Origin of the sequence: Fontibacillus phaseoli (assembly GCF_003337355.1) — a bacterium.
Lineage (GTDB): Bacteria > Bacillota > Bacilli > Paenibacillales > Paenibacillaceae > Fontibacillus > Fontibacillus phaseoli.
Window position 1 is genome coordinate 1 of sequence record NZ_QPJW01000026.1, and the last position, 7958, is coordinate 7958.

General features: G+C 47.4%; 6 protein-coding genes and 2 tRNA genes. 3 read left to right on the plus strand and 5 right to left on the minus strand.

Features of this window, described 5'->3' with window-relative positions; translation table 11 throughout:
• Window positions 1–139: 139 nt before the first annotated feature.
• The 4 genes from DFP94_RS25165 to DFP94_RS25180 all read right to left on the minus strand — a co-directional run bounded on the left by DFP94_RS25165 (window position 140) and on the right by DFP94_RS25180 (window position 3700).
• Window positions 140–210, minus strand: a tRNA-Gly gene (locus DFP94_RS25165).
• A 17-nt stretch (window positions 211–227) separates the two neighbouring features.
• A tRNA-Pro gene (locus DFP94_RS25170) sits at window positions 228–304 on the minus strand.
• A gap of 98 nt (window positions 305–402) precedes the next feature.
• Complete coding sequence (locus DFP94_RS25175; protein WP_114499225.1) at window positions 403–2526, minus strand: putative bifunctional diguanylate cyclase/phosphodiesterase; 2124 nt, start codon at window positions 2524–2526, stop codon at window positions 403–405.
• A 214-nt stretch (window positions 2527–2740) separates the two neighbouring features.
• Window positions 2741–3700: an aldolase catalytic domain-containing protein gene (locus DFP94_RS25180; protein ID WP_114499226.1), complete on the minus strand. Its 960-nt coding sequence runs from the start codon at window positions 3698–3700 to the stop codon at window positions 2741–2743.
• A 190-nt stretch (window positions 3701–3890) separates the two neighbouring features.
• Between DFP94_RS25180 and DFP94_RS25185 the strand changes: the two genes are divergently transcribed.
• From DFP94_RS25185 to DFP94_RS25195, 3 genes are read left to right on the plus strand one after another with little or no spacing between them, the layout of a single operon-like run.
• A complete protein-coding gene (locus DFP94_RS25185) occupies window positions 3891–4133 on the plus strand; it encodes a FeoA family protein (RefSeq protein ID WP_114499227.1) in 243 nt (80 codons plus the stop codon).
• Window positions 4130–6154 carry a ferrous iron transport protein B gene (gene feoB / locus DFP94_RS25190; RefSeq protein ID WP_181873290.1) on the plus strand — a complete coding sequence of 675 codons (2025 nt, stop codon included), beginning with the start codon at window positions 4130–4132 and terminating at the stop codon, window positions 6152–6154. The genes DFP94_RS25185 and feoB overlap by 4 nt, the downstream gene beginning before the upstream one ends.
• 57 nt (window positions 6155–6211) lie before the next feature.
• Window positions 6212–6379 carry a FeoB-associated Cys-rich membrane protein gene (locus tag DFP94_RS25195; protein WP_114499229.1) on the plus strand — a complete coding sequence of 56 codons (168 nt, stop codon included), beginning with the start codon at window positions 6212–6214 and terminating at the stop codon, window positions 6377–6379.
• Between the two features lie 78 nt (window positions 6380–6457).
• Here the strand turns inward: DFP94_RS25195 and DFP94_RS25200 are convergent, their stop codons facing one another.
• The gene (locus DFP94_RS25200; RefSeq protein WP_114499230.1) at window positions 6458–7564 is read right to left on the minus strand and encodes an ATP-binding protein; all 1107 of its coding nucleotides are present in this window, start codon (window positions 7562–7564) and stop codon (window positions 6458–6460) included.
• Window positions 7565–7958: the final 394 nt, after the last annotated feature.

Genomic DNA, 7958 nt, shown 5'->3' on the forward strand with positions numbered 1-7958 from the left:
TGGTCTTAGTGGTCAAACCCTAGGTCCCTCCACCCGCATAGCGGGTGGTTTTTTGTTTCGCACGCTTTCGCGTACTCAACTGACTAAAGTCAAAACAAAAAAAGCCGCCATCCGGCAGCTTTATCGTAAGTAAATATGAAGCGGGTGATGGGAATCGAACCCACGCTACCAGCTTGGAAGGCTGGAGTTCTACCATTGAACTACACCCGCGTAGTTAAGAATAATCATGGTCGGGACGACACGATTTGAACATGCGACCCCCTGGTCCCAAACCAGGTGCTCTACCAAGCTGAGCTACGTCCCGAAGCTTCACTTTTGAAGGGTATCTCTCGTGAAGACAAAATATAATATATCATTTTCGAGAACTCAATGCAACTGTTTTTTGCTTAAAAAAGAAACACCTTAGCCGGCAAGCCGGCTAAGGAATTCGCTTTCCAGCACTCGGGCCGGAACGGGCTTGCTGAACAAGTACCCTTGGCCCTCATGACAATTCTGTCCCTTGAGAAATTCAAGCTGCTCCTCGCTCTCCACCCCTTCTGCGGTGACTTTCAGCTTCAAATGGTGCGCCATGGTCGTAATCGTGGAAACGATGGCGGCATCATTCCCGTCCAGCATAACTTCCTTCACGAAAGAGCGGTCGATCTTCAGACGATCGATCGGCAGGCTTTTCAAATAATTGAGCGAGCTGTATCCTGTTCCGAAATCATCAATGCTAATATGTATACCCAAGCGTTTCAGGCTTTGAAGCTGGTTGAGTGCGGTTTCGATATCGAAAGTCATGCTTTCCGTGATCTCAAGCTCCAGAAATTTGGACTCCAGCCCGACTTCTTTCAGAATCGCATCGACCTTGTCGGCCAAATTGTACTGCCGGAATTGACGCATCGACAAATTCACCGAGACACAGACAGGTTCATAGCCATCGAGCTGCCACTTTTTATTATGCTGACACGCCGTTTTCAACACCCATTCGCCAAGCGGAACGATCAGTCCGGAGTCCTCAGCAAGAGGAATGAACTCATTTGGCGGAAGCAAGCCCCGTTTGGGGTGATTCCAGCGGACCAACGCCTCCATACCGACCATCTTGCCGCTCTGAAGGCTGAATTGAGGTTGGTATTCCAGAAAAAACTCGTTCCGTTCCAACGCTTTGCGCATATCGTTCTCCAGTTCGACCCTGGATTGGGTGACCTTTTTCATGGCTTCCGTATACCGGATGAACACTTGGTCATGCTCTTTGGCATGGTGAACCGCCATGTCCGCGTATTGAATCAACTGATCTACCGAATTTCCGTCTTCGGGATAAACGGAAAGCCCCATACTTAACGAAATATGATATTCCGTGTCGTCGATCATAACGGAAGGATTCACCGATACGAGCAGCTGTTCCGCGCGTATTTCCATCCCGGATTCGTCTATAGGACCTGTAAAGATAACGGCGAATTCATCTTCGCCCATCCGGAACACTTTTTCATCGCCATGGCAAAGCCCTTTTAAACGTTCCCCTACTTCCATCAATAGCTTGTCTCCCGCACTGTAACCCAAGGAATCGTTAATCGCTTTAAAACGGTCGATATTGATTACTGCAACTCCCGTATGCACGCCTTCACTCTTTCCGCCTGCTTCGAGAAGTCCGTTCAGCGTCTCCTTCATTCGGCGAAGGTTAGGAAGACCGGTCAAATCGTCGTGATAAGCCATATGCTTCATCTGGGCTTCGATCGCACGCTGCCCTTTATACGGTTCATCAATGGTCAAATGGTAGACGCCTTTAAGCACGAAATAATAGGAAATTACGGTATACCATTCCCCAAGGACATGCACCAGCCGGGAATTCCCGGGATTGCCGGACATAAGCAACGTAAATCCCATCATCAGGAACAGCATTGCCCGGATAACCGTCAAGGTCGCCTTGGGGCGTTCCTTACGATGACGATAAAGAATGGCAAAAATACCGGCGGCGTAAAGCGCCAAAATTCCTGATATTAAACCTAATTTGCCTGCAGGATGTCCTTGAAATTCAAGTAAAGCGGGAAGATCCGTACGATATGTATAAAGCAACACAATTCCCGTAGCACCGATCCATGCGGTACCCAAAAAAACGAATAGTTTATGTTTCCCTGATGTTTGCCGGTCAGACGTCGAAAATATGATCAGCATTCCAGCCGCGCATAACAGATGCGAAATGATTAAAAATGCATTCGATAAGCGGAATCCCGTCTCTATGCCAAACAGTTTGATCCCGCTCGTGCCTGCGGCGTGAAGAACATTCAGTACTCCCAGGATGGAGAATAGCACCGCGGAGTACAGCCGCTGTTTCGACAACTTTTCTGTGAACAAAATCCATCCCTGAGTAAAAATAGCGAAAGATACGGCACCGCTGACCAAACCGGCCATCAACTGCAAAGTTTGCAGTGATTCCGCGGCAGACGGCGTTTCCCCGGTGCCGGCAGAAAGCCAAATAGCACCGAGCATCACCGTCAAACCGAATCCTCCCTGGATGATTGTTGTCCTCTCCTCTGTCCTGATTCTCATTTGTGTTCAACCCCCGGAGGTTATTATCTGTGAAGCTGCTAATATGTACAATTCAACAAGAAACGACCTTTTCCTGCCTTTTCTTTTAAAGGAATCTAAAAGCTGCATGAATATTCACTTATATTGTTCAAAATTCATTGTAACTTGCTAAAAATATAGTCAAAAACAAGCAAAAGTCCGGCACGGGATCGGCCGAACTTTTGCCTAGTAACGATTACTTTTTCTCGAAGCTGACTTCAGGCGTCGTTAATTTATCATAGAAATCGACAGCTTTGTCTTTATCCTCCGAAGCCCGTAGCGCCATAGCCGAGCGGGGATGCTCGTCCAGCGTTCCGGTAATCATGTACGGAATCAGATAACCCCATTCCTCTTTCTCACGAAGCGGAATAAGCAACTGTTCCAGCACGTCCAGCACCGGACGGAGCTTGTAATTCGTGTTTTTCAGATGCGTCACCAGGAGTTCGGTCGGGCAGTTGCCGGCCGCGCGTCCCATTCCGTATACCGAGGCATCCAAAAATTCTACGCCTAGATCGGCGGCTACAAGCGTGTTGGAGAAAGCCAGCTGCATGTTATTATGCGTATGCACGCCCAGCCGTTTATTCGGCAAATGGGTTTTGAATTTGTTGACCAGGTATTCCATGTCCTTGTAATCGAGGCTTCCGTATGAATCTACAATATATACGACGTCAACGACGCTTTCTCGAATCATTTCAAACGCTTCAAGCAATTCGTTCTCCATTACGTTCGAAAGCGCCATTATATTTAATGTAGTTTCATATCCGCGATCATGGAAAAGCTGAACCAGTTTCAGCGCCTTGTCCACATCTTTGACGTAGCAGGCCACCCGGATCAGATCCAGCAGACTTTCGCTCCGTGGCAGAATATCGTTCTCATCCACCCGGCCGATATCCACCAGAGCGGACAGCTTCGTATTCCCCTTTTGCGGAATGACCTCTTTGAGAAAATCATCGTTCAAAAACCGCCAAGGTCCAGCCTGGTCGGCTCCCTTCAATAGCTTGGGCGAATTCTTATATCCGATTTCCATATAATCTACGCCTGCGTCGTTAAGACCGGCATATAATTTTTGAACAAATTCTACGCTGAAATCCCAGTTATTAACCAGGCCTCCGTCGCGTATCGTACAATCTACAATTTTACTTTGATTTTCCTTCATCCCTACCGATCCCTTTCCCTGTTTGTTTTACTATCCATCTTACTTGAAGCGAAAACAAAAAGTAAAGATGTAAAACTGATTTTTGTTGTGATTATTATCACGGTTCTTCTTTTTCTTTCATGATATATTGAATTGAATTTAATTGAGATTGATTCTCAATATCGAATGAGCGCTAAAGGAGTGATGTCCGTTGACACCATGCCAATGCTGTTTATCAGGTTTACAACCCGGCAATTCCGGGTCCATCTGTCGCTTCGGCAACATAGATCCCATACTCAAACGTCGTCTTGCCGATTTGGGTGTAGCGGAAGGCTCCAACATAACCGTCAAGCGTCTGTGCCTATGGGGCGGTCCCATCTTACTCGAATGCGGCGGCCAACTTCTTGGTATCCGGCAGAAGGAAGCTGCGAAAATTGAGGTGTTGGTATCATGAGCGGTGCGGCTCTTATCGGAAATCCCAATACAGGAAAGACTTCGCTTTTTAACACGCTTACAAGCTCCTATGAATACGTGGGCAACTGGTCCGGTGTAACGGTCGAGAAAAAAGTCGGACACTTGAAGGACAAAAGCGGCCCGCTTACCGATCTCCCCGGCATTTACTCACTACATCCTCTATCAAGGGATGAGGGTGTGGCCGCCGAATATCTGGTCACCGAATCCCCGTCTTTGTTAATCAACATCGTCGATGCCTCCCAACTGGAACGGAACTTGTATCTTACCATTCAACTGCTTGAATACGGAAAACCGGTCATCATCGGATTGAATATGGTCGATGTGGCCAAAGCCCGCGGCTTATCCATCGATATCGAAAGGTTGTCCGCCAGCCTTCATACCGAAATTATACCTCTTGTCGCACGGACCGGCTCGGGCACCAAAGATCTGCTTCTAAGCATGAGCAAGGCCAAGGATAACGCTCAAACACAACAGTTTGAAATCCATTACGGAGATATCATCGAGGAAGCGATTCTTCTTATTTCCCGGGAAGTAACCACTTATTTGACTTCCACGCCATTGCTCCCAAGATGGGTCGCGCTGCAAATCCTGGAAAATAATCCTGCAGTAATGAGCTCATTATCTTTTCCGGCTGACGTGCTTGCACGCGTGCTGAAAATTGTCGAGAACACGCAGGCACGGCTTACAAACGACGGAAATCCAGCATCCCTGCAAGAGTATATTCGCTCGGTTCGTCTGGAGATCATCCACGAGATCTGTAAATCGGCTGTCGATCATTCAAATCAGAAACCGCACAGCTTGACGGAAAAAATCGATGCCTTCGCGGCCCACCCTGTCTGGGGAATTCCGATCTTCCTGCTGTTCATGTTTCTTACTTTCGAGCTTACGTTTGATTGGCTCGGTAACCCGCTTTCGGATTTGCTCGATACCTTCATATCCGGACCCTTGAGCGGCCTGGTGGAACGCGGACTATCCGCAGTCGGGGCCTCCAAGTTTACCTACGCACTTATTATTGATGGTATTATCGCCGGTGTTGGCGGGGTTCTGGTATTTATGCCGCAGATATTCATCATGTTCCTGATTATTTCCTTCATTGAAGATTCGGGTTACATGGCGCGGATTACCGTGATGATGGACAAATTGATGGAAATGGTCGGATTGAACGGCAAAGCGCTGATTCCGTTTATTATCGGATTCGGTTGCAATGTTCCGGCTATCATGGCTTCGAGAAGCATCGAACAGCAGAAGGAACGTACCCTGACTATGCTTCTTGTCCCCCTGATGTCCTGTTCTGCCCGGCTGCCCGTATATGCGCTATTCGCCGGTATTTTTTTCGCAAAATCACAGGCTCTTGTCGTATTATCGCTTTATGTTATGGGTATCGTGCTTACCTTGTTGCTTGCCAAACTATTTTCCATGTTCATGTTTAAAGACAGCAAGTCCTTCTTTATGGTCGAACTGCCTCCTTACCGGATGCCGCAAGCAGTCACCTTGTTCCGCAGCACATGGGAAAAAGGCAAAGGATTCCTGCGCAAGGCAGGAACTTTCATTCTTGGCGGCTCCGTCCTGATCTGGCTATTGACCTATCTTGGTCCAGGTGGAGTCGCAGTCGATATGGACGACAGCTTCCTCGCTTCTATAGGCGGTTTCTTCGCATCGCTCCTGGGCCCGATCGGCTTCGGCACCTGGCAATCGGGAGCCGCGCTGGTCACCGGATTTATGGCTAAAGAAGTTGTTGTCTCCACGATGAATATCATTTATCATGTGCCGGACATGGCCGGGCTTCAGGGCCAAATCGCGGCTGCGTTCACGCCGTTACAAGCTTATAGCTTCATGGCCTTCGTTCTCCTTTACACGCCTTGTCTGGCAACCGTCGGCGTACTGCGCAAGGAAACGGCGTCATGGAAATGGACATTGTTTTCCATTGCTTACGCCCTTGTCCTCGCCTATGCGGTATCGCTGATTATCTACCAAGGCGGTAAATTGATCGGACTGGCATAGTATTTTTCATTACATCAACAAAGGTTAACATTTAATTTTGGAAAGGAGTTGACTAAGATGGCTGATATCGTCATTATTACCATCGTATTCTCCTACGCTGCTTTCGCCCTGTACCGGGGGCTCCGAAAAAGCAAAAAAGGCGCCTGCGCGTCCTGCTCACAGCAGAAATCCTGTTCCGCCGCATGCAGTGATTCCCCGGTAGCCGCTTCCTCAAAATCAGAGTGAATATTCACTAGTCGCTAACTATCAAAGGGCTGTTCCGACGTACTATTTTACGTCGGAACAGCCCTTATTTAACTTTTATTACGGCACCAAGGGAAGGGAAATAACAAATACGGTGCCTGTCCCTTTAAAACTGTCCACGTGAATATTTCCCCTGTGATTCTTGATAATGCGATAACTTACGGATAATCCTAGCCCCGTACCTTTCTCCTTTGTCGTAAAAAAGGGATCGAATAAGCGGCCCAGCAACGCTTTGTCCATGCCGTTTCCATTATCCCTGATTGATATATTTACGTACTTCCCATCAAGTCTGGCGTCGATTTCAATGACTCCGGAATGATCCTCGCTAACCTCCTCGATCGCATCCATTGCGTTCTTGATCATGTTGAGGAGCACTTGCTTAATCTGCTTCACGTCGATAGATACCTTCATATGCGGGTCGGCTTCCTGCAAATTGATTTCACACCCCATCATGAGCGCTTCGCTTTCGGTTAAAAGAACGACCTCCTTTAAAAGAGAGGCTATGCTAATCACGACCTTTTGCGGTGCCGAAGGTTTCGAGGAGTTTAAAAATTCGTATATGATGTCATTGGCACGGTCGATCTCGTTCAAGATAATCCGGGCATACTCATCTCTTCCTAGTTGAACCAGGTGGGGCCTAAGCAATTGAATGAATCCGCGGATCGCCGTAAGCGGATTACGGATTTCATGCGCGATTGCCGCTGAAATTTTACCCAGCATCGCCAATTTATCATTTTGGTAAGCGGTTTGTTCGATTTGCTTGAATTCGGACACATCCTTAACGCTCAGCAAATAATCGCCGTCCATTTGGTCTCCGTATGTAACCGTAGCCAACCAGTACCTGCCGTATTCGTCGACAAATTCATGATTCTTTTTACGATAAAAAATCGTTTCCCGGTAAAGGCGCAATATTTTTCTCTTCTTATAACGGCTTATGTGCGGGTGGCGCAACAACTGGAGCAAATTGCAGCCGATTAGTGAGTGGCGCGGAATTTCAAGCAGCCTGGCCATCTGCACATTAATGAAAGTCAAAACGCCATCGCTATCAAACAGCATAATGCCGCTGTCAAGCTGTTGAAGTACGTTTTCGTACTTGTTCTTAACAAGCTGGGTAGATTGATACGCTTTAACGGACTGGAGCAATGTCTCCTGGAATTCGCTCAACAAGTCGGTTCCCCCTTATTCTCCGAATGATCTTCCAGCCTCTGACGACAACTAACGATCACTATGCAGAAAGTCCATATCTTTTGGTCAGATATGAAGCTTCACCTCTCCACCTTGTTTCCTATTCCATGAGCTTGTCCTATATATAATTTGGGAGTGACAACCACCGATTAAGAAAAACGGCCTATATCAATCATAGTAAACACTTCCAAATATCGTCAATCAGAGATACTGTCGAAAAAGCGGGGATACTCTCATAAATGTAAAATTCGTAAAAAAGTAATAGCTCCCTGATGGGAGCTCAGATTGTCGAGAAACCCATGGTCAAACTTAGACCATGGGTTTCTCTTTAGGTTATGGAATGGGTGAAAAGGGGGGAACGAGAGGTTACCCCCGT

Coding starts and splice junctions, on each gene's coding strand:
- DFP94_RS25175 (WP_114499225.1), bottom strand. CDS start 2,526: ATGAGAATCAGGACAGAGGAGAGGACAACAATCATCCAGGGAGGATTC.
- DFP94_RS25180 (WP_114499226.1), bottom strand. CDS start 3,700: ATGAAGGAAAATCAAAGTAAAATTGTAGATTGTACGATACGCGACGGA.
- feoB (WP_181873290.1), top strand. CDS start 4,130: ATGAGCGGTGCGGCTCTTATCGGAAATCCCAATACAGGAAAGACTTCG.
- DFP94_RS25195 (WP_114499229.1), top strand. CDS start 6,212: ATGGCTGATATCGTCATTATTACCATCGTATTCTCCTACGCTGCTTTC.